Source organism: Dysosmobacter sp. HCP28S3_G4 (genome assembly GCF_052065175.1).
Taxonomy (GTDB): Bacteria; Bacillota; Clostridia; order Oscillospirales; family Oscillospiraceae; genus Oscillibacter.
The window spans coordinates 23,245-46,977 of the sequence record NZ_JBQHUP010000017.1; the positions used below are offsets into that span (position 1 = coordinate 23,245).

Here is a 23,733-nt window from a genome sequence, read left to right on the forward strand (position 1 = left end):
ATCAGAGAGATACCAAGTCCATCACCAAGAACCCCCGCGACAAGGTTCGGCAAAACCTCGCGGGGGTTCACCCATACCCACCCAAAAAAACAACAAACCAAAACAACAAAAAATTAAGATAACATCAAACCATGACAAAACTCGGACACACACAAACCATCCCCACCAACCAACTCCACACCCACCACAAGAACCCACGCCGCGGCGACGTCCAAGCGACCGCCGACTCCCTGCGCGTCAATGGGCAGTTCCGACCCATCGTTGTGAACCGGGGGACGCATACGGGCCGTCCGATGGAGGTGTTGGCTGGGAATCACACGTTAATGGCGGCGCGTGATTTGGCGGAAGAGGGGGTGTCGGACTTCGCGGAGTTGGACTGCTACGTCGTGGACGTGGACGAGGATCAGGCAACGCGGATCGTCCTGGCGGATAACCGCACGGCAGACATTGGCTCGTACGATAACGAGGAGCTGCTGGCCTTGTTGGAAACCCTGGGCGACGAGTTGGACGACGTTGGCTTCGTCCTGGACTACCGTGCTCTCGCGGGCTTCGGCGCGTGGTTGGACGAGAAGTTCGACCACCAGCACCTGAACGACCGGGTGGGCTTCAACCCAACAGCGGAGAACATGACCCGGTTGCTGTACGAGACCGCGCGGAACATGGGGCTCCCCGCCATAGCGGTGTCGTGGTCGGAGACTCCGAAGACGTGAGCGACGTACCGACCGAAGGGAACGCTGTGATGGACTACGACTACATGACCGCAATGCTCGACTGGCTCGACCAGCATCCCGAAGCGAATGTGGAGCGCCTACCCGTGTCGGAAGTGTTCGGCCCGACAATTCAAGGCGAGGGACCGCACGCCGGGCGGACGTGCCACTTCATCCGCCTGGGCGGCTGCAACCTATCCTGCTCGTGGTGCGACACCCCGTATTCGACGGGGCAGCACGGCATCCCGCTTTCAACCGTTCCCCGGGTGATGGTGGACGATGTGGTTGCGCAGATCCCCCACGGAGCGATGGTGGTGCTCACCGGTGGGGAGCCGCTGATGCACGCACGCCGCGCCGGGTTTAGGGCGCTGCTCGTCCGGTTGAAGAATCACGGGTGCGAGGTGCATGTGGAGACGAACGGCACGATTGTTCCCCATGAGCTCGCCCCATTGTTTGACCACATCACCGTGTCCCCGAAGCTCGGCGCTCCGATGCGGAACCAGCACCATAACCCCACCCTCGGGCAGTGGGATACGTGGGAGACCCCGTTCTGCTTCAAGTGGGTTATCGACGTGGGCCGGGACGAGGACGTTCCCGAAGCTGTTACGCGGGCGGTTGATCTGTCGTTAGAGCACGGCTGCGACCGTGGGGATGTGTGGGTCATGCCGGAGGGCGCGACCCCGGAGCTGCTGGCCCGCCGGTTCACCGCGATATGCGACGCAGCAGCCGAGCAGGGAATCAACGTTTCGCACCGACTCCACGCCCTCGCGTGGGGCGACAGCAAAGGACACTAGATTATGCACAGTTACACCGAGGATCAGATCATGGCGGCAGAGTCCGCGATCAGTGGGCTGCTCGCAGCCTTCAACATTGACGAGGGCGACCACACCGACAACACACCGCACCGCGTGGCGAAAGCATGGGCGGATGTGCTCGGCGGGTACACGGAGAACCCGGCGGATCACCTCGCCACGACATTCACCGCCCCCCAGAACCCGGGGCTGGTGGTGGTTCGGAACATCCGCATGCAATCAACCTGTGCCCACCACCTGTTGCCCATCACCGGCACGGCGACGGTCGCGTACCGGCCCCGCCCCGGCGAGCGGGTCGTCGGCCTGTCGAAGATCAACCGACTGGTGGACGGGTACGCGCGTCGGCTCCAAGTCCAAGAGAACATCACCGCGCAAGTCGTGGACGCTATCGCCGATCGGCTGAACCCGCTGTGGGTCGCGTGCGCAATCACCGCCGATTATGGGTGTATGACCCTCCGCGGAGTCCGCGACGAGTGCTCCGACACCATGACGTTCAACGAGTGGGGAGTGCGGGACAGCGCGGATGTGGATGCGTTCTGGGCGGCGCACGTGGGCGGTGGTCGCCGTGGCTAAGAAACGCCCCGGCCCGCGCGTCGGCATGACCGAGGAAGAACGGCTGCAGGAAATCGAAGAGATGCTCCGCCTACGCCGAATGGGCGCGTCCTATGAGGCGATCGGTCGTGAGTTCGGCCTGACCGCTCGGACTGTGTGGGGCAAGATTGACACCTACCTTAAAGAGACACCGAAGCACGAGGCGGCGCAGCTGCGTGTCATCGAGGGCCGGAAGCTAGACCACTACGAGTTGAAACTCCAGGCCGACATCAACAAGGGCGATGTGCCCGCGATTAATACCGCTATCCGCATCTCGGAGCGTCGGTGTCGCATGATGGGGCTGGACATGCCGCAGCAGCATGAAATCACGGTCAGCAAGGAGGAAGAGGCGTTGGCTGATCAGTTGGTCGAGGAGTTCCTGGAGGACTTCCGCCGGGCCGCGCGGGAGGATGAGGAACACGACACGGAGTCGGAGTCGGAGGTGTAACGGTGGTTCGAGAGCCAACCCGGTCGGAGATTCTCGGAGCATTCGACCGGCTAAGTGGAGAAGCGCGGATCATGGCGATGCGCCGCGCCGTCACCGCCCTGCGGAACAAGAACAACCGCATGAGGTTCCGCACGCCCGGCGAGTTGGCTATGAGCGTGGACCGGAAGATGCGACAGACCCCGGCCCTGGAGCTGATCGACAAGGAAATCGCTAAAGCCCTCCGCGATGGTGGTCGGCTGATCATCACCATGCCGCCGCAGGAAGGCAAATCAACCCGCGTGGCAATCTGGACACCCATCTGGGCGCTGATGCGGAACCCCGATTCCCGTATCGTCGTGGCATCGTATGCGGCTTCGCTGGCTCGTCGTAACGCCATGGCTTCGCGTGAGATCATCGCCCAGTACGGTTCGGGGGCTATTGATCCACTGTCGGGCGCGGCGATGCCTGACCGCCTTGGCCTGGCGCTGAACCCGAACCACCGGCAGGCGACATCGTGGTCGGTCCTCGGGGCGCAGGGCGGCGTGTACGCATCCGGCGTGTCCGGTTCCCTGACGGGTAGGGCGGCTGATGTGTTGCTGATTGACGACCCGTTCAAGAACCAGCAACAGGCCGACTCCGCCCGCGAGCGGGAGAAAGTCTGGGAGTGGTGGACTTCGGTGGCGCAGACTCGTCTCGCCCCCGGCGCTGCTGTGATCCTGATCATGTGCATGACGGGGGACACTCCCGTCCTCATGGCGGACGGGAGCGAGCGACCACTGCGGGATATTCGACCGGGTGATGAGGTGGCGACGTATGAGGGGGGACGGTTGACTACCTCCACGGTGAAAAACTGGCGAAACAATGGCCCTGATTCCATCTACCGGATTAGAATGAAATCGGGTGTAGAAGTCCGCGCAAACGCACGGCACCCCTTCCTGACCGTGAAGGACGGCAACGAAACATGGACGAGACTAAGAGACCTGAAGCCGGGCGACATCATCCGGAGGGCTACTGGGGAAAGTGGCGAGGAGTCACCTGCTCCGCAGAAGGGTGTGACAAGCCCGCGAAATGCAAGGGCATGTGCATGTCCCACTACAACCGGAAACGGTGGGCAGACGGACACCGGCCCCCGTCTGCCAACCCGGAATCCCGTAGAGCCGCCCGAGTCAAGCACCGATACGGAATCACTGCCGACGAGTACAACGCACTCCTGCAACAGCAAGGGGGACGGTGCGCGGTCTGCGGCGAGTACCCTACGCCCGGGAACACTCGCGCCCACTGGGACGGGAAGCTGTGCATCGACCACGACCACGAGACCGGTCGAGTCCGTGGCCTGCTCTGCAACGACTGCAACCTCGCCGTCGGGTACGGGAAGTCACCAGACGTCCTCCGACGGTCCGCTGACTACCTACAACGTCACTCCTGACGAGGTGGAGTCCATCACCCCCTGCGGGGTGGAGGACGTGTTCGATGTGCAGATCGACCGGACGGAGAACTTCATCGCCAACGGGCTCGTGAGCCATAACACCCGCTGGCATGAGGACGACCTCGCCGGGCGGTTGATCCAACATGATTTAAGACAGACTCCGGAGAACCGTCTATGGCGGGTGGTGAACATTCCCGCGGTGGCGGAGGAAGGTGTGCCCGATGCGCTCGGTAGACAACCGGGCGAAGCGTTGGTGTCGGCGCGTGGTCGTTCCCGCAGGGACTTCGAGACGATCCGGCGGAGCGTCGGCGAGCGCGTGTGGACAGCCCTATATCAGGGCGTGCCGACCCCCACCACCGGAGGTTTGTTCGCGGCCGAGGATCTGAACAAGCACCGCTGCCAGTCGTCGGACATCATCGGGCGTGTGGTGTCGGTAGACCCCTCGGACTCCGGCACGGGCGACGAAGCGGGCATCCTAATCATGGGCTGGGACGACTACGGCAACGTAATCGTGGAGGAAGACCACTCGGCCCCGATGACCTCGGCGACGTGGTCGAAGGAAGCGGTGTCGCTCGCGATCAGCACCGGGGCGGGCGACATCGTGTACGAGGCGTTCACGGCGGAGGCGACTTACCGGGCGGTGCTGGAGAACGCGTGGCATGATATTCACCGGCAGGCGGAACTGCTCCGCCAGACCGGCGGGGATACCGTCGCGGCTGCTCAACTATGGCATGACGAGGGGCGTGGCGGCGATGGGCTCGGCGCGATGCAGGAAACATTGGGCATTCTCGATTTGGTGCCTGTGGAGGATAGGATGCCGTTCCGGCTGGTTCCGTGGCGAGCCAGGGGCGATAAGACCGCCCGCGCGGCTGGTGCCCGGCAGGCATCGCAAACCGGCAGGCTGCGGATGCTCGGCGAGCACCGCGTGCTGGAGAACCAAATGAGAACATGGCAACAAGGCCAGGCATCACCCGACCGGGTAGATGCGATGGTCAATGGGTACGAACACATCCAGAAAACAATCGGTGTCACCACGAGCATTGCCTTCCCCGGCGAGTGGTAGGTAGGGAGAGATCATGGCGCATTACACGATCGGCTTGTGGGAGCAGATGCGGTTCACGGATCTGTCCCCCACGGCGAAGCGTATCGTCGCCGCCGCGTGGATGAACCGTGGCAAACCACTGACCGAGGATGCTCGGCTCACCTCCGCCGACCGGGGGCGGATCGGCAAGATCATGGACGAGGAAGGCTTCGAGGTGCTGCAGGACATCCTCGCCACCACCGACGAGCTCCGTGCGGAGAATAGGCGACTCCGCCGCCGCCTAGCCGACGTTCAACGCGGACTGGTGGGCTGACCGGTGCTGATAGTCTAAGCGTGAGCTACATTCACCCATCATCAGAGGAAGTGACCCCCTATGGCCCACGTCATCATCATCGTGTGCGCCGCACTGCTCGGCGCTCGCATCACCCGGCTAATCACGGCTGACCAGATATTCCAGCCATTCCGAGACTTCGTCCTCCGCCGGTGGGGAGTCGAGTCCCAAGTGACGTACTTCGTCCACTGCCCCTGGTGCGTCGGCGTGTGGGTCGCGATCATCCTCGCCGTCGTCGCGTGGCTCACCGTCCCCGGCGACTGGCCCGTCACCGCGTGGTGGGGCATCCCCGGCATGGCCGCAGGTATGTCGTGGCTCAACGGGTTCACCGCCTACACCGCTAAGGGGGAGTAAGCCGTGGGCATCCTGAACAGTCTCACCGCATCGGTGAAGAAAATGGAAGTCGGAGTGCCGCAAAGCAACAGCAGCGGGTTTCAGGACGATAAGAAAAAGACCGCGTGGCAGGCCGAAGCCTGGGAGATGTATAACACCGTCGGCGAGCTATCGGCGGTGTGTCAGTGGATCGGATCATCCGCCGCCCGGGTGGGCTTGTACGCCGCGGATGTGGACCCCGACACTGGGCGTACCAACTCCCCGTCGGATAACCGCCTGGCTCGGCAGATCGTCCGCGATATCGGCGGCGGTGCGGAGGGAACAGCGGAGCTGCTGCGCCACGCAGCGACGTTGCTCACCGTCGTTGGCGAGTTCTACATCGCGATCATCACCGACGACAACACGGGCGAGGAACAGTGGTTGGTGATCCCCACGAATCACGTGTCGAAAACGATCCGTGGCGAGTGGGAGATCAAGCTGGGCGAGAAGAAGCACATCATCAACGACGACACCGAGTCGTTGTTCAAAGTGTGGATCAAGTCCCCGAACGAGCCGACGGAATCGCGGTCGTCGGTGCGGGCGGCTCTTCCGGTGCTTCGTGAGATCAGGGCGATGGATCGGATCATCGCGGCTGCTGCTCGGTCGCGCGTGTCGGGTAACGGCATTCTGATTGTCCCCGCCGAAGCGGAGCTCCCCCGCCGCCGACCGCCCCGCGCCGCCGACGCGCCGGGGCTTCCCCCACGCCCGGCCATGCCGACCCAAGAGGACGACGCGACCTCGTTCTCGAAGAGTCTTTACACAACAATGAAGTCGGCGCAGGACGACCCGGACTCGCCCGCCGCTGTGACCCCTATCGTGGTGAAGGTTCCGTCGGAGCACGCGGCGCAGTTCCGTCACTTGACGTTGGACACCGGTATCGAAGCGAAGGCGGTGGACACGCGGGAGCGGGCGATCCGCCGCCTAGCGTTGTCGTTGGATGTGCCCCCGGAGGTGCTGCTCGGCATGGGCGACTCGACGCACTGGAACGCTGGCCTGGTGGACGAGTCGGCGCTGCGGCAGCACATTAGCCCGCTTGTGGAGGTCATTTGCGACAGTCTCACCGAGTCGGTGCTGCGCCCGTTCATGCCGGAGGGCGAAGCGGGGAGTGTCGCGGTCGCGGCGGATATGTCCGCGTTGGCGCAGAAGCAGGATAAATCGCAGGCCGCATTGGATGCGTTCGACCGTGGCGTGTTGTCCGCTGCCGCGCTCCGCCGGGAACTCGGGTTCAGCGAGGACGACGCGGACGACAAGGACTCGGATGTGGCTCGCCGCGCCCTGGCGGAACGGTTGGTGACGAAGGCACCGTCGTTGTTCCCCTACCTCGCGGAGGTGCTGGGTTTCACCCTCCCGCAGAACGTGTTGGACCGTCCGATTAGCTCGAATGTTGGTGCCCCGCTGCGGGCCGTTACGGCGGGGGGTGATCATGGTGGCGCGTAGTCGTTTCAGCGCGGAGCCGAACCGGGGGACTGACGAGCTCGTCGGTATCGTCACCGCTGCTGTGAAGGAGTGGATCGCCACGGTCCGGGAGGATGTGGATATGATCACCGCAGCCGGTGAGGAATGGGCTGGGGAGGTGACGGTGAACGTTATGCCCGCGCTGGGTGCGGAGTTCATCGCCACGGCGGCGGCGGACGCGCCGAACACGGGGTTCGTGTCCCCGGACGTGGCTATCCCCTGGCCGTCGGGTGTGTCCGGCCCGGCGACGGTCGCTGACCTTCTCGCGGAGTTCCCCGCGACGTTCGCGGGTGTGGACCCGTCGCAGATCAGTTTCATCATCGCATCCCCGTCGTGGCGGCACCTGTTCGCGGACTACATGCGCACGACCGAGAACCTCGTGGTGGGAATGCAGGACACGGTGTTCCAGACGATGCAGGGTATCTTGTCGAAGGCTGGGACGGGCGGGAGTTTCGAGCAGCGGGAGCTGGTTAGGCAGTTCCTATCGTGGGATGCCGAAGGGGGCTATGAGGGGTGGATGCGCCGGGCGGAGCGGATCGCCCGGACGGAGCTTCATCAGGCCCGCACGGCGGCGGTTCACGCTTCCGCGACGATGACCGCCGATGCTGGTGTCCCGATGGTGAAAGTGTGGTCGGCGGCTCATGACGAGCGGACGCGGGTCGCGCACGCCGAAGCGGACGGGCAGACCCGCCCGGTGGACGAGCCGTTCGAGGTGGGTGGGGAGCTGCTGCGCTACCCCGGCGACCGGGCTAACGGCTCGGCGAAGAACACGATCCAGTGCCGCTGCACCGCGACCTACGTCGAGGATGAAATCGGCGCGGACATACCGTGGGCGACGCGGATCAATAGTATGAGAGACGTAGAGCGACAGATCAGGGAGTTAGATATGGATGCGTTGGCAGCTAGTGGCGCGAAGGGCCTGGAGTGGAAGGGCCGTCTCGCCCCGGTGGGTGAGCCGACCGGTGATGGTCGTATTTTCACGACCGATGGTGAGTTCCGGTTCCGGAAGTTTCCCCTTCCACTGCTGTGGCAGGAAACGACGAGCGAGGGCCACGACTCGTCCCGTATCGTCGGAACCATCGACCGGGGCGAGGTCACCCCGGACGGGTTCACGGCGGAAGGCACAATCTTCTCGGATGAGGATAAGGTCATCGCCCTGCTGGAGAAGGGCGTGATCCGCCCGTCGGTTGATTTGTGCGACATGCTTGCCGACACGTTTGAGGTGGAGGATGGTCCTCGGCTGGAGGTGCATTCGGCGACGATCATGGCGGCGACGTTGGTGGCGAAGCCCGCGTTCGAAAACGTGGGTATTCAACTCACCGGCGACGAGTCGGAGGTGGATACCGACGGCCTGGTCGCGTCGGCTGGTGCGGTGTTGGACCTGCCGAAATATGATTCGGCGGCGTTCGCTGACCCTGGCCTGGACGGGCCGACTCCGATTACCGTCACCCCGGAAGGGCGTGTGTTCGGGCACCTCGCGCTGTGGGATACGTGTCACGTCGGTCAGCCCGGTAAGTGCGTGACCCCGCCCCGTTCGGCGGCTGGGTACGCGCATTTCCACCAGTCCACGGTGCTCACCGATGATGGTCCGGTGGCGGTGGGCCGTCTGACTGTGGGTGGTGGTCATGCTGGTGTGCGCGCTGGTGTGCGTGCCGCTGCGGAGCATTACGACACGACCGGGTCGTGTTGGGCGTTCGTCCGCGCCGGTGAGGATAAGCACGGCATCTGGGTCGCTGGTGAGGTGAATCAGGACGCGCCCGCCGCGAAGCTCCGCGAAGCCGCGACCGCACCCCTATCTGGTGACTGGCGGCGCGTCGGCAACAGCTTGGAGCTCGTCGCTGCCTTGTCCGTGTCCACCCCGGGCTTCCCCGTGCGGCGGGAGTACGTCGCGGATGGTCAAGCCCTGGCGTTGTGCGCGTCCGGGTGGGCTGCTCCCGCTGTCGAGGAATTGTCCCCGGTGGATGCCGCCCGCGTGGCTGCTATGGATGCGGTGCGTGAGGTGTTCGCCGCCCTCCGCGCCGAAGGGAACTCCCCCGGTGAGCTTGCGCACGCGCCGGGGCTCCGCGAACGGTTCAAGGCCGCGCAGGGCGTCATCGGCTTCGACGTGGAGCCGGACGTGCCCGCCCGCTATCAGGCGGTGCGGGACATCATGGAAAGCAAGGAGGACTAACAATGGCTTGTGGAGCATGTGGCAGCGGAGGAAGCTTCACCCCGGCGACGTACACCGTCCGCTCAACCGACGCGGATGGTCAGGTGCAGGAGCAAACATTCCTGTCTAAGACGCAGGCGGTGATGTTCGCGTCGCGGAACGGCGGTGGGGAGATCATCACGAATAGGGGCGAAGCCCGTAGCTAGACTGTGGGAGGTGAGGGGCATGTCGCCCTGTACACTCCCGACGTAGAGGGACGAGAGACCGACAAGGAGACCAGATGAACACGCTGGATGACATTCTCAAGGCCGTGGCGAACATGCCTACCGACCCGGCGGAGATTGACAAGATCATCACCGCCGCTAAGGCGGTCTACGATAAGCTGACCGCCGACGCGGGCGATAACCCTACCGAGGAGCAGGTCGCCGCGTTGGAGAAGCTCGCGGAAGCCGTGACGCAGGCGCGTGCTGCTAAGGCCGAGGCCGCTAAGGCGGATGCCCAGGCCGCTATCCGAGGTCGCCGGGACCGCGCCGCCGCCGCTGCTGCCGCGTTCGCGGATGATAGCGACGAGGGTGGTTCCGACGATTCCGAAGAGTCCGAAGGGGCCGACGGCGAGCAGGACAGCACCGATGATTCCGACGACTCCGACGAGTCCGAGGATGACGACGCGGGCGAGTCCACCAACGAGGATGATTCCGACGACACCGATACTGACGAGAAGGAGTTCGCTGTGAAGCGACGCTACGGCGGAGCCACCGCCGGTTACCGGGGCGAAGCAAAGTCCACCACCCCGTTCACCCTCGACCCCGCCGCGCCGAACTTCAAGTCCGGCGAAGCAACCTTCCTCGACTTCGCGGAAGCGTTCAACGGCATTTCGTCCGGTCGCGCCCTGCGCGCCACGACCGTCGGCCAGCAGACCCAATCTCACTTCGGACACATCCGCCGCGACCTCCCGACCGAACTCGTCGCATCCGACGAGGCGAGCCTGGTCGCCGCGATTGACCACGCCACCGACGAGTCCCGCCTTGACGGCGGTTCCCTCGTCGCGGCTGCTGGATGGTGCGCCCCATCCGAGACCATTTATGATTTCCTGCCCACCCCGGCTGCGGCGAACCTGTTCTCCCTCCCGGAGATCAGCCTGTCCCGCGGTGGTTTGCGCTACCCGGTGGAGCCGGACTTCTCGACGCTGTACGCCACCAACCGCGGCACCATGACCGAAGCGCAGGCGATCAGCGGCCAGACCAAGGACTGCATCGAGATTCCCTGCGCCGAGATGCAGGAAGTCCGCATGGATGTCCTGTGGACGTGTGTCACGTCGAATCTGCTGGCTAACACCGGCTGGCCGGAGCTGACCGCGAAGTTCCTGGAGAACGCCACGAAGGGTCACCTCCACCGCCTATCCGCCGCCCGTCTGGCGAAGGTCATCGCCCTGTCAAAGAAGGTCGCCGTGGGTGTGCCTGCCCTGGGCACCGCGGGCACGGTGCTGAACAGCATCGAGCTCCACGCGGAGACGCTGCGCCAGAAGTTCCGCCTGGGCACCTCCACCCTGGAGGGTGTCGCCCCCGCATGGCTGCGATCCATCCTCCGCGCCGATTTGGCGTACCGCGATGATGTCCTCCCGGAGCGTGTGACTGACCAGATCCTCGACCAGCACTTCGCGGACCGTGGCGTGCGCTTCCAGTGGGTCGATGATTACCAGCCGCTCAACGGCGACCCGGCATCCGCTGGCTACCCCGCCGAGGTGAAGGTGCTGCTGTACCCCGCTGGCACGTTCTTCTCCGCCGTCCAGAACGTCGTGAACCTCGGCGCTATCTACGACAGCACTGGCCTGTCCAAGAACCAGCGCACCGAAATGTTCCTGGAGGATGGTTTCGCCGTGGGCCAGCGTGGCTACGAGTCCCGCGAGCTGACCATCCCCGTCGCGATCAACGGCCAGGTTGGCCTGCGTCACGCGACAAACCCCGCCGTCCCCGCAGAGTAACCTAACCGGATCGTAGAAAGGAGGTGTCGGCATGGCAACAGTTGTGAAGCCGATGCAGTTCGTCGGACGCGCCCCGCTGCCGACCCCGTCGCGATCTGGCCTGTACGCGGTAGCTCAATTCGTGGACGTGGAGCGCCCCGTCATTCACGGGGTGGAGGTCAGCGTCCCATCCATCGGCGGTCATGGTCTATGGCCGGAGCCGTGCAACCCCGGCCAGGGGCCGAAGCACGGCGGTAATTCCGCAACGTTGATGCAGTTCCCCGGTAACGCTGTGTGGGCTGCGGAAGAGTGCGCCGCCGTGGGTCTTTCCGAAGCGGAGTTGTCCGCCCGGGCGGTGGAGAAACTTAAGGCGGTTGAACCGATTGATGTGGAGCGGCATTTCGCCGCGCTGCTGAAAAAGGAGCCGAACACCGCGTCGAGTATCCCGCAGGCCGAAGCGACGATGCTGGCCGAGGGATTGACCCCGACGGTGCATGTCCGCCCGTCGGACCTTCCCCGTCTGATTGAGTCCCGGCAGGTCATCTCGACTGCTGGTGTGCTCCGCACGATCATGGGGAGCCCCGTGGCGGCGGGCGCGGGGTATGAGACTGACCTGGACGGCACCTACGTCACCGGATCTGTGACGGTGTACCGGAACCAGATCGAAACTCATAACAGTTTCACCCCGGCGACGAACCTCCGGTTCACCGTGGCGGAGCGTGCCTTCGCCGTGGTGTGGCTGGGTACTTCTATCAAAATCAACGAAGGGAGCTAGCGGTGGCTGGCGTAATTTTCGAGACTGACGGTGATGTGGTGACGGTGTCGCCCATCATGGGTCGGCAGCAGGATTTCCAAGATGTAGCGGCGAAGCTCGTCGCCGCTGGCGAGGTTCAGACGGTCACCGCATCGCGTGGCGTGGCGCTCCGCGTCACCCGCGATACCGCTGTGGCGGCTGGTGTCCTCGAAGAGGATAAACCGGCGGCTCGGTCCGCCAAGAAAACGACTACTAAGAAGGACGGCTAAACAATGGCTGCAATCAACCAAGCACTCCCGGTTATTAAGGGCTTCCGGATGCGCGCGACCCGCGTGGGCCGCTGCGGACTCCCCCTAAAGGGCCCGAAGAACCAGATCGTCACCGACGGCTTCATCGAGTTCGGCATGGAGCGCGAAACCTCCGATGGTGACGACATCGAGCAGAAGAACGCGTCCGGTGTCGTGTGCGCGACCGACCGCACCGAAGACCAGTTCAAGCGCTACAACCTCACCCTCCAGTTGTGCGGCATTCAGCCGGACTTGCTGACGATGTTCACCGACCAGGCGGCGGTTCTCGACGCTGACGGCGACACCGCGGGTTTCCTACAGCAGACCGGTGGCAACACTTCCGGTTCCGTGGCGCTGGAGCTGTGGGCCGGTACTGGCGGCGGTGATGACTGCGAGGTGCCGGAAAACGACGACATTTTCAAGTCTGTTGAGGGTGGTAAGACTGGCGGTCAGTGGTGGTACATCCTGCTCCCCTGGGTGCGTGGTGCTACCCTGGGCGACCTGACCATCAACGGCACCGACGCGGCGGAGGTTACCGTGTCGGCGTACACCGGCAGCGGTGCTCATTGGGGCCAGGGTCCCTATAACGTCGTGCCGGGTGCGGATGGTAGCGCGGGTCGCCTGCTCGCCCCGGTGCCTGCTCGCACCCACCTGTTGATGCAGCGCACCACCATCGCACCCCCGGAGGTGACGAAGGGCGCGGTGGAGCTTACCGTGCCGTCCCCGTATTTCTCCGCTGCCTAATCATCCGGTATAGTGGTGGGTGGTGGCCCTACCGATTAGGGTCGCTGCCTCCGCTTCCAGATGTTGCGGTGGTGACAAGAAACCATTTTTTCTTGCGCGTACCCATGATTCCCCCGCTGTCCACTCACGGCGGGGGATTCGTGGTTGTATGCTGGTGGTGCGATGCTGCTTCACCGTCGGGTGTTTTCAACCGCTGTGGTGCTCGGCGGGGAGTTTGCCGCCCGGCTGGTGGGCAGTATCGCGCCGAGAATGAGGGATTGTCCGAATGAGCCCCGTTCCTGGTTGATGATGGTGTGGAGACCGTCGCCCCTTGTGGCCTTGTGATCTCGTTGTCTTGTGGTGAGCAGCGATTGATCCGGCGTATGGGTGCGGAGGACCATCATTACCCGGGGGCGGGGTTTATTCGTTTCCCGACCCGGGGAGGGGTGTCGTGGTTGGTAGCATTACCGGTATGAGTGACCTTTGCGAGTGGCCGGTAGACATGTCGTGCTTCCCCCCTATCCCGGAGGGTAAAGAGGATGTGGCCCGCCTGGCTGTGGATACGGCTACGGAGATTCTGTGGGCGCTGACGGGTCGGCAGTTCGGGGTGTGCCCGGCGGTGTATCACCCGGGGGTTGAGCAGTGTTTGCGGTGCGAGCCGACGCTGTGGCGGGGCGAGTGGTTCAACGTGGATGTGTCCACAGCGGAGTGTATGCGGATCGTGCTGCCCGGCCCGGTGTTCGAGGTGACTCGGGTGGAGCTTTCGGACGGGTCCGATGGTGAGTTCGCGGTGTCGGGGGATGCGGTGGTGGTGCGTGGGGCTCGCCCGACGGCGATTCACTACCAGCGGGGTATTCCCGCGCCCCCCTCGGCGGGGTTCATGGTTGGCAGGCTCGCGGCGGAGCGGTATCTACAATGTGTCGATTCCGGGCGGTGCCGACTCCCCAAATACGCCACGCAGGTGACCCGGCAGGGAGTGTCGGTGCACATGGCCGACCCGGCGGAGGTTATTGGGGAGGGGCTCACCGGCCTGCCGGAGGTTGATTCGTGGATACGGTCGGTGAACCCTAACGCACTAGCGGAGGACTCGGAGGTGCTCGGATAATGGCGAGGACCGATCAGGTGTCCGCCGCGCTGGTGCGGTGGATGGATAAAGCGTTCAACGATTCCGAGGCCCCACCGGTCGGTGGCGTGTCCGGGGGGACGGAGCTCCGCCCCGGCGTGAGTCTCCCCGCGTTGGACAATTTCGACACGTGCGTTCTCGCGTGGGTCATGTCCGGCATTAGGTTCCGGACGGAGACGTTCCCGTCGCCCGCGGAGATTCCGCAGTGCGGTGGGCGGCTCGCCGTCGAGTTCACCGTCGGCATCGCCCGATGTTCCGAAGCGTTGGGTGATGGTGGTGTCCTCCCGTCGATTGAGACGATGGAGCGGGAGTTCGCGATCCAAGAGGACGACAAGGACCGGTTGTGGGCGGCGACGTGCCGGGCGGCGAAGGAGCTGGAAATGGAGCATCACGTCCGCTCGTCGGCGTTGTACCCGGTTGAGGTGTACGGCCCGGAGGGTGGCACCGTGGCCGTGTACCGGTCCATAATTTTCGAGTTGATGTAGGAGATCAATCATGAGCAACAGTTTCAACATTCGTATCCGCTGGGTCCGCAACGTCATGGGCTGGCAGCGTGGAGACGAGACGACCGTTACCCGCACGGCCTATATTGACAACCTAATCGCTAATGGCATGGTGGTTGTGGTGGAGGATTTCGCTCCGCAGCCCCCGGCGGAGAACGCGACCCGGGCGGCGTGGGCGGAGTTCCTGACGAAGATGGGGATTGACTTCCACGAGCAGACCCCGCGCCGTGATTTAATCCGCATGTGGGATGACCGCACCGCCCCGGCTGCGGTGGACGATGGGAACCCGTCCGATGCCGAGTAGCGGTATCGTTTTCACCCCGAACCGGGCCGGCATAGCGGAGGTCACGGCGGGCGCGGCTGGGCCGGTGTTCAAGCTGGTGCGTAAAGCCCAGGCGGAAACACAACTCGTCGCGAACCGGATTACCCCCACGGATACTGGTCGTCTCCGCGGCGCGAATGAGACCACGCCGATTGTGGTGCAGGGAACGAAGGTCGTCGCCGGGGTGGAGAACAAGACGTCGTACGCAATGTTCGTTCATGAGGGCACGCGGGCGCATGTGATTGAGCCGAGGAATAAACGCGTCCTCGCGTGGGTACCGCGTGGCGGGACGGTGCGGTTCGCGAAGCGGGTGCATCACCCGGGGACGAAGGCGCAGCCGTGGCTCGCGAAATCGGCGGAGCTCGCAGCGAGCCGGAACGGGTTCACCTTCCGGAAATCGTGATAAGTTGGTGTGGAAACACACCACACATATCCCCTAATGGAGGAATCATGGCAAACGATAAGGCAGCGGCGTTCAAGGCCGATGTGGAGTCCGCGGAGGATCGTCGGGAGCAGCTTCGACGCGAGCTCGCGGAGCTCGACGGTGATGCGGATGCCCCGGTTGCGGAACATGGAGATTTGAGCGTCGATTCGTTTGACGGCATCGACCCGGAGACGGTCGAGGTGGAGTCGAAGATGCTGGGCCGGACGCTGCTGGTGACCCGCCCCACCTCGGCCGAGATGACGCTGTTCGCATCGGATGTGTCTTCGCGCCTGATCAATGATGTGCAGCGCACCGCGATCATGTCGGACTTCTGCCAGACTCATATCGACCCGGAGGATTTCCTAGCGTGGCGTGACGAGGTGCTACGCCGCGGTTCGTCCCTGTTTTTTTATGAGTCCATCGCGGCGATGGTGGACATGCTCGAAGAGCTCGTCGTGGATAACGACTCGGAGCAGGAGTGGGAGTCGTTCGCGAACCGGCAGGAACGCCGGAAGGCGGAGCGGGAGAAGGCGGCTCGTCAGAAGGCCCGCGAAGCGAAGTTGCGTAAGCGTTAGGCCGTGGCGCTGATCGTTCGCGCGTACAGCCGGGACTGGGAGTTTTCGTCTCCCGGCCCGGCTGTCGCTCTACGTATCCACGAGCTGGCGGGCATGAGCCCGAATGACCAGTACCTAGAAATAGTGGACATCGTCGTGGAGCACCTATCAGACGACGATGCGGTTTGGTTCGACGCGCGGGGTAAATACGAACTGCCGGAGGATGCCCCGGCGGAGCTGCTGATCGAATGGCTGGAAGCGGCGACGGGTAAGCCGTTCTCGGCGGTGGCTGCGTTGTCGTCGGCGTTGGTGGAGAGCTGGGCGCAGGTTCGGGGCCGGCTAATCACGTCGGGCATCCCGGAGCCGATGGTGCAGATCCGGCAACTCGGGTCGATGCTCGACGCGGTAGAGTTCATGATCCTAGAGTCCCACAAGGACGACAAAGAGAGAGCGCGGTATCGGCAGAAGGTTTACAAGCCGCGTGTCAAGACCGGGGCAATTGAGAAGCCCGCGGGGTTCGACCCGTCGGACATGGCGGCGCAGGCGGCGATGCTGGAAGCGCTGGACGCTTAGCACGGTAGAGTATGGGGCGTAGGATCGGGAGGTTCATGGTATGGCGACTGTCGGCACGGCGCGGGTGACGATTGAGGCTGATTTCAGCAGGTTCGAGCAGGACGTTCAGACGTTCTTCAACCGCAGCGGCAAAGCGGCGGGGGATGCCCTCAACCGGGGCGTGAAATCGGGTGCCGATGCGGCGCAGAAGTCCGTGAAGGACGTGGGCACGGAGTTCCAGAATGTTGCTGCGTCCGCGTCCTCGGCGGGGCGTGATGCGTCGTCGTCGTGGGCGGCGGAGATGGGGAAGGTTGGCACGTCGGCGCAGAAGTCCGCGGCGGTGGCTTCCTCGGCGCTGACTGATCTGTCGGGTAAGGGCGCGTCGGCGGCGAGCCGGGTGTCGTCGTCCTGGGCATCGAACATTAGTGGTGTTGCGTCCTCGACATCCTCGGCTGCGTCGGCTGCGTCGTCCTCGTTGGATGGTGTGGGACGGGCCGCGTCGGGTGCCGCTTCTGGTATCCGCGTGTCCTTCGCGAACGGCTTCGGCGGTGTCGCGTCGGCTGCGTCCGGGATGGTGAGTCGCGTGTCCGCGACGATGGGTAGCGTGGCTTCCTCGGCCCGTGGCGCGGCGGAGTCGATTAAAACGTCCATCACCAACGCACTGAAGGAGTCGGAGCAGACCGCTGATCGCGTTCCGAGCGCTATCGGCAGGATCGGCGTGGCCGTGGGCGCTATCGCCGGGCCTATGGCGATCCTAAAGGGCGGGTTCGACCGCCTGATGAACATCCAGCGTGCCGAGGTGATGTTCAAATCCGTGGGCCTGTCGGCGGAGCAGACGAAGAATCAAATGGCGAAGCTGACCGAGCAGGTGACGGGAACGTCGGTGTCCTTGGCGGATGCGGCGAAGTACTCCGCTATGTTCGCGCAGTCTGGTGTGGAGCTCGGCAAGCCGATGGACTCCGCGATCCAAGCGTTCACGGCCCTATCGTCCATCGCGGAGGGCTCGGGCGTGGACGTGGGGCGTGTGATGCAGCAGATCAGCGCCCAGGGCAAGGTCACGGGCGAGGACATGGCGCAAATGGCCGACGCTGGTGTCAATGCGACGAAGTACCTCGCGGACAGCATGGGCATGTCCCAGGCTGATGTAAAGAAGGCAATCTCGGACGGCAAGATTTCGTTCGAGGACTTCGTCACGGCTATCAATAAGGGCACGGGGTCGCTGGCGAAGGATATGGGGCAGACCCTCCCGGCGAAGATTGCGAACTTCAAGACCTCACTGTCCGCGTTCGGCGCGACGCTGCTGGAACCCATGATCGGCCCGATGACGAAGGCTGTGGAGTTCCTCACCGGCGTGTTCAAGGGGCTGAACCAGCCGATTAAGGACTTCGTGACGTGGCTCGGCGAGGGGTCGCTGGCGGCGGATGCCTTCAAGGGTGTAATGATCGTAGTTGGTGGTGTCGTCGCGGGTGCCGTGGCGCTTATGGCGGTCGGTGCGTTGGCTTCGCTGGGGAGCATGATCGGCGGGTTTGTCCTGGGCGGACTGCAGGCCACCATCACCGGGGCGAAGATGGTCGCGGCGGCGTGGACGACCGTTGCTGGGTGGGCTAGGGCCGCTGGTGCTATGGCGATTCAGGTGGCGAAGATGATCGGTCAGTGGGTCATGCTGGGCGGTCAGGCACTTGTGCAGGCCGGGCGTGTCGCCGCCGCATGGATCATGGCCGCGCCGAAGAACCTGGTGCAGTACACGATAGCGTTCGTTCAGATCATCGCCGGGTGGGTGCGCATGGCTGCGGTGGCGACGGTTCAGGCGATCAAGGCTGGGGCCGCGTGGATCATAGCCGCACCAAAGAACCTGGGTACGTACGCCCGTGCGTTCGGCGCGATGATCGCCGGGTGGGGACAAGCCGCCGGTGCCGCTATCGTGAACGCTGGGCGCATCGCCGGGGCGTGGATCATCGCCGCCCCGAAGAATCTTGGAGCCGGTGTCAAGGCGTTGGGCATGATAGCCGGTGGGTGGGTCCGCGCGGGCATCGCCGCCGTCGCGAACGCCGCTGTTATCGCCGGGTCGTGGCTCGTTGCTATGTGGCCGGTGGCCCTCGTCATCGCCGCTATCGTCGGCATCATCGGTGTGTTCAAACTTCTGTGGGATAACGTCGCCGGGTTCCGCGAGTTCTGGCAGGGCGTGTGGGACGGCCTTGTCAATGTGGTGGCTACCGCGTGGACGTGGATCAAGAACATCATCGTCGGGACGTGGGACGCGATCGTCGGCTGGTTCCAGTCCGGCTGGGTGCAGGCAGTGTGGCAGACCCTCGTGGATGGGGCACAGGCCGCGTGGAACATCATCACGGCGGTGTGGGGCGGCTTGGTTGATTTCTTCGGCGGGATCTTCTCTGGACTCGCAACCGCGTTCAGCGCCGTGTGGGACGTCATCGGTACTGCGTTTATGTGGGTGTGGGAGTCCGTCCTATCGCCCATCTACACTTGGATTGCTGACACGTGGGGACGCATCGCGGAGATCATCGCCCCGGTGTGGGACACCATCACCGAGAAGGTCGCGGCGTTCGGGTCGTGGTTCATGGACTTCTGGAACACGACGCTGTGGCCTATCGTGTCGCAGGTCGTGGACTTCTTCAAGCGGATTGGTGAAGCGGTCGGCGGGTTCATCTCGGATCATTGGCCTGTTCTGCAGAAGGTGCTGATGATCATTGGTGGTGTGTTGCTCACGCCTATCATCATTGGTCTTGGTCTGGTCGTCGGCGCGATCGTCGCGGTCGTGACGATCGTTGGTGTGGTCATTGGTGCCATCACCGGGCTCATCTACGTGCTGGTGCAGCTCCCCGGGTGGATTAGCCAGGCCGTCACCGCGATCAAGGACTGGTTCGGCCAGGCGTGGCAGTGGACGAAGGACAAGTTCGCGGCAATGGGCGATGCCGTGTCCGGGTGGTGGCGTGATCACGTCGCGCCGTTGCCGGGGCGGGTGGGTCAGGCTATCGGCGGGGTAATTGATTGGTTCAAGGGCCTGCCGGGGCGTATCCGCGGAGCCCTGTCGGATGCTGGGTCGTGGCTAATCGACACCGGCAAGAACATCGTCCAAGGTCTGATCAACGGCATGACTTCCCTCGCCGGGAAGATCGGCAGCTACTTCCTCGACAAGATTCCGGGGTGGATCCGCAAGCCGTTCGAGTCGGCGCTGGGTATTCACTCCCCGTCGCGCGTGTTCGCGGGCTACGGCGAGAACATCGGGCAGGGCCTAATCAATGGCGTGCAGTCTATGGCTGGGAGCGTGAAGGGCGCGGCGCAGAGCTTGGCAAACTCGGCGGCTGATGTGTCGCTGCCGGAGGTCGCGGCCCCCACGGTCGCCGCCCCGGTGGTTCCCGCCCCGGTGCCCGGAATCGCGGTAGACAGTGTCGCCCAGATGCCCGGTGATGGTGCCGCCCTGGGCGCGATGATGCAGCAGCAGCAGGAGTCGATGCTGGCGTGGGGAGCCACCGCGCAGCAGCAGACCGGCGAGGTGGTGAACCCCGCCCTCGCGAGCGTCGGCACGACCGCGCAGACCATGAACGACACGCAATTCCAGCCGGTGATGCTGGGTATGCAGACCGCAATGTCCGCGACCGGCTCGGCGGTGTTGGCTATGACGAGCACGGCGTGGACCCCGGCGATGCTGGGGATGCAGGCCGCGTCGAACGCTACTGGCGCTAACACGTCGTGGAATGCTTACGGCGTCGTGAACCCCGCGTTGTTCAGCATCGCGAACACCGCGTGGAATGTTCTCAACACGGGCGTGAACCCCGCTATGGCTGGTATCCGCGGGGCGCTGACGTACACGGCGAACACGTTCGGGTGGGCTGCTGGCAACATCGCGCAGCAGTGGAATCAGGTGCGTGAAGCCACCGCCCGCCCCGTCCGCTTCGCGATCCAGTCGGTGTTTAACGACGGCATCGTCGGGATGTGGAACTCCGCGTCCGAGTTGCTCGGGACACAGAAGATGGCCCCGTACCCCGTACGGTTCGCCACGGGCGGTCTGGTGCGAGGCCCGGGTGGGCCGAAGGACGACAAGATCCCCGCGCTGCTGTCGAACCACGAGTACGTCCTCAACGCTAAGGCCGTTCGGAACATCGGCGTGGATAACCTCAACGCCCTGAACTCGGGTGGGTATCGCGTCGCCCCGCAGGTCCTCCGCGACCCGGAGAAGCGCCGGGCGATGCTGCGCGACAAGACGTTCACGAACGTTGCGGCGCGGTATCAGGGCGGCGGTCTGGCGGAGGGAACCCCGGCGTGGAAGGCGCTGCTCCGCGGATACAACTGGGCCCGGTCGCGCAACGGTCGTCCCTACGTGTGGGGCGGCTCGGCGCATGGCGATGGTGGTACGGACTGTTCTGGCTTCATGTCGGGCATCGCGGATGTGATCCTCGGCGGGTCCGGCGCACGTCAATGGGCTACAGGCAATTTCCCCGGTTCGCAGCAGGGCGCGTGGAAGCCCGGCCTGGCGGCGGGCTTCGCCGTCGGCATCTCGGATGTCCACACCGCCGGAACGATCGGCGGAGCGCCGGGCATCCCCGCGGTGAACGTCGAGTCCGGTGGCATCAACTCACGTGTAAAGTTCGGTACCTCGGATGCTGCTGGTGCGAATGATTCGCAGTTCAACCGTAGATTCTCGCTCATTGTGACTGATTCCGGCGCGTTCGTGCCCGGCATGGGCGGCGGCGCGTCGATGGTGGACATCATCGGCGGGTTGACGAAGCCATTCCAGGAACGCATGAGTTCCGCAGCCGCCGGGTGGGCGCAGTCGCACGCTGGCATCATCAACACGTATCCGCAGAAGCTGTCGGAGACGCTGGGGAAGATCACCCGCGACAAGATTACGAAGCTGTCCGAGGAAATGATGGGCGACCCCGGCGGTGTCGGCGCGGAGCGGTGGCGACCTATGGCGAAGCGTGCCATGGCCCGCGTCGGCTTCAACTGGCAGGATAAACGCCAAGTCGATGCCATGATCGCGCAGATTCAGTCCGAGTCCGGTGGTATTCCGAACCGGGCGCAGGAAATCGTGGATGTGAACGGCACCGGCGCGTCGGCGGGCCTTGGCCTGCTGCAGATCATTCCGACGACGTTCGCGGCGCACCGTGACCCGGAGCTGCCGAACGACCGCACGAACCCGTTCGCGAACATGGTCGCGGCGCTGCGGTACTACAAGTCCCGCTATGGCATGGACCTTACGACTATGTGGGGTCACGGGCATGGTTACGACCGTGGCGGGTTGATCACGGATCGGGGCTTGTTCTCGAAGCAGACGACGCAGGCGGAGCGGGTGCTGTCGCCTAGGCAGACCGGCGCGTTTGAGGAGCTCGTCGGGTTCCTCGGGTCGGCTGATTGGCAGTCCCTCCGCGACGCTGGTGCAACCATCACCGGCGACAGCGGCGGGCGGAGCGTAAGGACGGTTGAGGTGACCCTGAACTACTACGGGAGCGGCGACGGCGAGGACGTGGCCGATGCCGTCGAGCAGCGACTTATTAGGAGCGCGTGGTGAGTTACAACGGCTATTTGAGTCTCGGAAGCGCGGAGTTGATTAACTCCCGCCGGGCGGCTGGGCACGCCCTCCACGGTATCTGTTCCCGCTCGTTTGAGCTGATTTGGGATGATTCGTGGGGCCAGCAGCACGTGTGGCTCGGCGACGAGGACTACATCACCCCGGAGCAAACCGGGGCCCCGTGGGTTCAGGCGGGCAGGCCGGAGTCGTTGGAGTTCGGCGGGGTGTACGGCCTGAATATTGACGGGCTCGACACGACGAAGATTGATCAGGATGTCACCGAAGCCACGGGCGACGGCGGTTCGGTCGGCAGGCGTAGGCTCCCCACTCGCGAGGTCAAGGTGGAATGCTTGCTTATGGCGGCGACTTCCCGTGGCCTGGAGTGGGGACTGCGGTGGCTGACCCGTTCTCTGCTCGCGGATGGGTGCGGGGGGGATAGCGGCCCGCGTGATTTGGTGTTCCTCGAATCGTGCCCGGATTATCGGCAGTGGGAGCGCCCGGCTGATGTCCGGGAGCGTGCCGGGCAGCTGACCCGGATGCTGACGAGCGTGGTGGTGACGAAGACCCCGGAGGTGACGAACCGCTACGGCGTGTCGAATGACCGTGGGGACTACGCGCCGTGTATGGCGGTGGTGGAGTTCGAGCTGACGGCGCTGGTGCCGAGGGTATGGCGCAGCCCCGTTGTGTTGCTCGGGCCGCGGAGCCTGTCGGCGGGCGAGGTGATGACCGCTAGGTTCCAAGAACTCGACGCGGATGGGACGTGCCCGGCGAACTGTGATGACGACGAGGGCGTGCTACTAGATCCGAAGATGGGCGACCTGTGGACGCTGCCCCGCCCGACCGCGCCGGGCGTTGAGATCGGTTGCATGCCGATTGATTCGCGACGATCCGTGTTCACAATCAGGGAGGGCGCTATCCCCCTGACCGGTGAGATGCTGCCGACCGTCGTGGTCCGCTCCACGGGGCGGGAAGAAAGGAACATCCGCATCCGCTGGGCGCGTGGGCTTGTGGTCGATGATGGGGCGGCGCTGGACTGCCAGACCGTCGGCGAAGCTATGGCAACGTACCTCCCCGCGGATAGTGTCCTCACCCTCGACGGGCGTTCCGGGGCGGCGTGGGCTGACCTTCCGGATGGTCGGCGTGTTGATGCCACGCCGGTGATGGTCGGGCGTGCCGGTGGGCCGTGGCGACCCCCGGTGATGACGTGCGGCGCTCCCTACACCCTCGTGGTTGATGCTGGGCAGGACACGACCGCGACGGTGGAAGTCACCGGCGTGACGGGGGAGGTGTAGCCATGCCGACGTTGGGACAACCGAGGTGGGGCGCGACCATCGCGGAGCCTTCCGGGCGGATCATCTGGCAGTCCGGTGAGGACATTAGCGACTGGGACTTCGACCGGGTGCTGTGCGACATCTCGAAGGCGAGTATCAAAATCGCGGCATCGCCGGTGTTGTGCTCCCGCGTGGAGCCGTGGCTGCACACCCTCACATTCTGGGCGGGTAGCGAGGTCGCGTGGCACGGTCTGGTGACGGAGACGAAGGCGGCGAAGGGGTCGCTGACCGTCACCGCGTCGGATGGTGCCTGTCTGTTCAAGCGCCGTCGGCTCCCGTCCGGGCGGTTCTGGGATCAACGCGACGCATCGCAGGTGATGCAGCAGCTCGTGGTGGATGGGATGGGCCCGTCCGACCCGCT

Annotated in this window: 22 protein-coding genes; all 22 read left to right on the forward strand. The window is 64.4% G+C overall.

The genetic code is table 11. The features are described from left to right. Positions 1-131 precede the first annotated feature (131 nt). Positions 132-710 (forward strand): 6-carboxytetrahydropterin synthase, encoded by a 579-nt coding sequence (locus ACTNBU_RS05930; protein WP_441031751.1) that lies wholly within the window; start codon positions 132-134, stop codon positions 708-710. Between the two features lie 29 nt (positions 711-739). Then, on the forward strand, positions 740-1,501 hold the full coding sequence (locus ACTNBU_RS05935) for a 7-carboxy-7-deazaguanine synthase QueE (RefSeq protein WP_441031753.1): 762 nt from the start codon (positions 740-742) through the stop codon (positions 1,499-1,501). Between the two features lie 3 nt (positions 1,502-1,504). Continuing rightward, positions 1,505-2,092 carry a GTP cyclohydrolase I gene (gene folE / locus ACTNBU_RS05940; protein WP_441031755.1) on the forward strand — a complete coding sequence of 196 codons (588 nt, stop codon included), beginning with the start codon at positions 1,505-1,507 and terminating at the stop codon, positions 2,090-2,092. Continuing rightward, positions 2,085-2,558, forward strand: a complete 474-nt coding sequence (locus tag ACTNBU_RS05945; RefSeq protein ID WP_441031757.1) for a hypothetical protein — start codon at positions 2,085-2,087, stop codon at positions 2,556-2,558. Before folE ends, ACTNBU_RS05945 begins: the two co-directional genes overlap by 8 nt. Before the next feature lie 71 nt (positions 2,559-2,629). Then, a complete protein-coding gene (locus tag ACTNBU_RS05950; RefSeq protein WP_441031759.1) occupies positions 2,630-5,026 on the forward strand; it encodes a terminase large subunit domain-containing protein in 2,397 nt (798 codons plus the stop codon). A 13-nt stretch (positions 5,027-5,039) separates the two neighbouring features. Further along, complete coding sequence (locus ACTNBU_RS05955) at positions 5,040-5,318, forward strand: hypothetical protein (protein ID WP_417935921.1); 279 nt, start codon at positions 5,040-5,042, stop codon at positions 5,316-5,318. Positions 5,319-5,378: 60 nt separating this feature from the next. Beyond that, a complete protein-coding gene (locus ACTNBU_RS05960) occupies positions 5,379-5,690 on the forward strand; it encodes a hypothetical protein (protein WP_343095454.1) in 312 nt (103 codons plus the stop codon). Between the two features lie 3 nt (positions 5,691-5,693). Continuing rightward, positions 5,694-7,145 (forward strand): hypothetical protein, encoded by a 1,452-nt coding sequence (locus ACTNBU_RS05965; protein WP_441031761.1) that lies wholly within the window; start codon positions 5,694-5,696, stop codon positions 7,143-7,145. Next, a complete protein-coding gene (locus tag ACTNBU_RS05970; RefSeq protein WP_441031763.1) occupies positions 7,132-9,333 on the forward strand; it encodes a phage head morphogenesis protein in 2,202 nt (733 codons plus the stop codon). Before ACTNBU_RS05965 ends, ACTNBU_RS05970 begins: the two co-directional genes overlap by 14 nt. 259 nt (positions 9,334-9,592) lie before the next feature. Next, positions 9,593-11,293, forward strand: a complete 1,701-nt coding sequence (locus tag ACTNBU_RS05975; protein ID WP_441031765.1) for a major capsid protein — start codon at positions 9,593-9,595, stop codon at positions 11,291-11,293. Positions 11,294-11,324: 31 nt separating this feature from the next. Continuing rightward, positions 11,325-12,047 (forward strand): hypothetical protein, encoded by a 723-nt coding sequence (locus ACTNBU_RS05980; RefSeq protein WP_441031767.1) that lies wholly within the window; start codon positions 11,325-11,327, stop codon positions 12,045-12,047. 2 nt (positions 12,048-12,049) lie between these two features. Further along, entirely contained in the window at positions 12,050-12,295 is a 246-nt protein-coding gene (locus ACTNBU_RS05985; RefSeq protein WP_343095443.1) for a hypothetical protein, read from the forward strand. 3 nt (positions 12,296-12,298) lie between these two features. After that, positions 12,299-13,057, forward strand: coding sequence for a hypothetical protein (locus ACTNBU_RS05990; RefSeq protein WP_441031769.1), 759 nt, complete (start codon positions 12,299-12,301; stop codon positions 13,055-13,057). A gap of 691 nt (positions 13,058-13,748) precedes the next feature. After that, on the forward strand, positions 13,749-14,141 hold the full coding sequence (locus tag ACTNBU_RS05995; RefSeq protein WP_441031771.1) for a hypothetical protein: 393 nt from the start codon (positions 13,749-13,751) through the stop codon (positions 14,139-14,141). Then, complete coding sequence (locus tag ACTNBU_RS06000; RefSeq protein WP_441031773.1) at positions 14,141-14,644, forward strand: hypothetical protein; 504 nt, start codon at positions 14,141-14,143, stop codon at positions 14,642-14,644. Before ACTNBU_RS05995 ends, ACTNBU_RS06000 begins: the two co-directional genes overlap by 1 nt. Positions 14,645-14,654: 10 nt before the next feature. After that, the gene (locus tag ACTNBU_RS06005; protein WP_441031775.1) at positions 14,655-14,966 is read left to right on the forward strand and encodes a hypothetical protein; all 312 of its coding nucleotides are present in this window, start codon (positions 14,655-14,657) and stop codon (positions 14,964-14,966) included. A gap of 64 nt (positions 14,967-15,030) precedes the next feature. Then, positions 15,031-15,387 (forward strand): hypothetical protein, encoded by a 357-nt coding sequence (locus ACTNBU_RS06010; protein WP_441031776.1) that lies wholly within the window; start codon positions 15,031-15,033, stop codon positions 15,385-15,387. Positions 15,388-15,434: 47 nt separating this feature from the next. Beyond that, the gene (locus ACTNBU_RS06015; protein ID WP_441031778.1) at positions 15,435-15,983 is read left to right on the forward strand and encodes a hypothetical protein; all 549 of its coding nucleotides are present in this window, start codon (positions 15,435-15,437) and stop codon (positions 15,981-15,983) included. Between the two features lie 3 nt (positions 15,984-15,986). Then, positions 15,987-16,535: a DUF7240 domain-containing protein gene (locus ACTNBU_RS06020; RefSeq protein ID WP_441031780.1), complete on the forward strand. Its 549-nt coding sequence runs from the start codon at positions 15,987-15,989 to the stop codon at positions 16,533-16,535. Between the two features lie 40 nt (positions 16,536-16,575). Beyond that, positions 16,576-22,041, forward strand: coding sequence for a tape measure protein (locus ACTNBU_RS06025; RefSeq protein ID WP_441031781.1), 5,466 nt, complete (start codon positions 16,576-16,578; stop codon positions 22,039-22,041). After that, a complete protein-coding gene (locus ACTNBU_RS06030) occupies positions 22,038-23,333 on the forward strand; it encodes a hypothetical protein (RefSeq protein WP_441031782.1) in 1,296 nt (431 codons plus the stop codon). The genes ACTNBU_RS06025 and ACTNBU_RS06030 overlap by 4 nt, the downstream gene beginning before the upstream one ends. A 2-nt stretch (positions 23,334-23,335) precedes the next feature. Continuing rightward, positions 23,336-23,733, forward strand: a 398-nt coding sequence (locus tag ACTNBU_RS06035) for a hypothetical protein (protein ID WP_441031784.1), incomplete at its 3' end; no start/stop codon positions are given.

What these genes read in the sequence shown, in the direction of transcription:
- ACTNBU_RS05930 (WP_441031751.1), top strand. Translation starts at nt 132, where the DNA reads ATGACAAAACTCGGACACACACAAACCATCCCCACCAACCAACTCCAC.
- ACTNBU_RS05935 (WP_441031753.1), top strand. Translation starts at nt 740, where the DNA reads ATGGACTACGACTACATGACCGCAATGCTCGACTGGCTCGACCAGCAT.
- folE (WP_441031755.1), top strand. Translation starts at nt 1,505, where the DNA reads ATGCACAGTTACACCGAGGATCAGATCATGGCGGCAGAGTCCGCGATC.
- ACTNBU_RS05950 (WP_441031759.1), top strand. Translation starts at nt 2,630, where the DNA reads ATGGCGATGCGCCGCGCCGTCACCGCCCTGCGGAACAAGAACAACCGC.
- ACTNBU_RS05955 (WP_417935921.1), top strand. Translation starts at nt 5,040, where the DNA reads ATGGCGCATTACACGATCGGCTTGTGGGAGCAGATGCGGTTCACGGAT.
- ACTNBU_RS05960 (WP_343095454.1), top strand. Translation starts at nt 5,379, where the DNA reads ATGGCCCACGTCATCATCATCGTGTGCGCCGCACTGCTCGGCGCTCGC.
- ACTNBU_RS05970 (WP_441031763.1), top strand. Translation starts at nt 7,132, where the DNA reads ATGGTGGCGCGTAGTCGTTTCAGCGCGGAGCCGAACCGGGGGACTGAC.
- ACTNBU_RS05975 (WP_441031765.1), top strand. Translation starts at nt 9,593, where the DNA reads ATGAACACGCTGGATGACATTCTCAAGGCCGTGGCGAACATGCCTACC.
- ACTNBU_RS05980 (WP_441031767.1), top strand. Translation starts at nt 11,325, where the DNA reads ATGGCAACAGTTGTGAAGCCGATGCAGTTCGTCGGACGCGCCCCGCTG.
- ACTNBU_RS05990 (WP_441031769.1), top strand. Translation starts at nt 12,299, where the DNA reads ATGGCTGCAATCAACCAAGCACTCCCGGTTATTAAGGGCTTCCGGATG.
- ACTNBU_RS05995 (WP_441031771.1), top strand. Translation starts at nt 13,749, where the DNA reads ATGCGGATCGTGCTGCCCGGCCCGGTGTTCGAGGTGACTCGGGTGGAG.
- ACTNBU_RS06000 (WP_441031773.1), top strand. Translation starts at nt 14,141, where the DNA reads ATGGCGAGGACCGATCAGGTGTCCGCCGCGCTGGTGCGGTGGATGGAT.
- ACTNBU_RS06005 (WP_441031775.1), top strand. Translation starts at nt 14,655, where the DNA reads ATGAGCAACAGTTTCAACATTCGTATCCGCTGGGTCCGCAACGTCATG.
- ACTNBU_RS06015 (WP_441031778.1), top strand. Translation starts at nt 15,435, where the DNA reads ATGGCAAACGATAAGGCAGCGGCGTTCAAGGCCGATGTGGAGTCCGCG.
- ACTNBU_RS06025 (WP_441031781.1), top strand. Translation starts at nt 16,576, where the DNA reads ATGGCGACTGTCGGCACGGCGCGGGTGACGATTGAGGCTGATTTCAGC.